At 59.1% G+C, this 839-nt stretch carries 1 protein-coding gene; it reads left to right on the top strand.

All coding sequences use genetic code 11. The features are described 5' to 3' along the window. Positions 1 to 839, top strand: an 839-nt coding sequence (locus tag D5269_RS18010; protein ID WP_166545249.1) for a YodL domain-containing protein, incomplete at both ends; no start/stop codon positions are given.

Genomic DNA, 839 nt, shown 5'->3' with positions numbered 1-839 from the left:
GGCGCGGAAATGCTCTTTGACCGGGAGGAATTTGAATCCCAGCTGCCCGGTACGGTGTTCGCCCTTTCCCGTGAGGAATGGGAGGAAAGCCCAGCCTTTGACGCACTGGTGCAGGACCGGCTGAACCGCCAGCAGGAACGGGAGCAGGCGTTTCTCTCCCATGAGGGGGACTGCTTTGCCATCTATCAGATAAATGACGATGACAGCCTGCGGGAAATCCGCTTTGAGGGGCTGGACTGGCTCCAATCCATCGGGCGCGAGGTGGAGCGCGAGAATTACAACCTGATCTACACCGCGCCCCTTTCCGGCAAAGATACGCCGGAAGTTGTGGCGGAGCAGCTGTTCTACCGCTTCAACAACGAACACCCCAGGGACTATCATAGCCCCTCCATGAGCGTCAGCGACATTGTTGCCATCCGCAGGGACGGCGCGTTATCCTGTCATTACTGCGACAGCTTTGGCTTTCAGCAGATCACCGGTTTTCTTGACGCGAACCCGCTGAAAAATGCGGAAATGTCTATGGAGGACGATTACGGCATGATTGACGGGATCATCAACAACGGCCCCAAAGAGCCGACCGTAGCCCAGCTGGAACAGCAGGCCAGAAGCGGCCAGCCGATTTCCCTGGCAGATGGGGTCCCCGCAAGGTCGCAAGACCTTGTGGGGGAAGGAGGAGCAAGGGAGCGGACGGAGTTTTCGCCGCAGGCGGAAACGGAGTTGAGCGGACTTTGCGACGACGCGGCGGCTGCTGTCCACCGGGAGGAACGGGACAAGCGGAAATCGGTGGTGGAACAGCTCCACCAGCAGCCGAAGCAGGAAAGCAAAAAGACAGCGCCGAA

Source organism: Anaerotruncus sp. 1XD42-93 (genome assembly GCF_009917605.1).
Taxonomy (GTDB): domain Bacteria; phylum Bacillota; class Clostridia; order Oscillospirales; family Ruminococcaceae; genus Anaerotruncus.
This window is presented reverse-complemented; position numbering and strand designations above follow the sequence as displayed.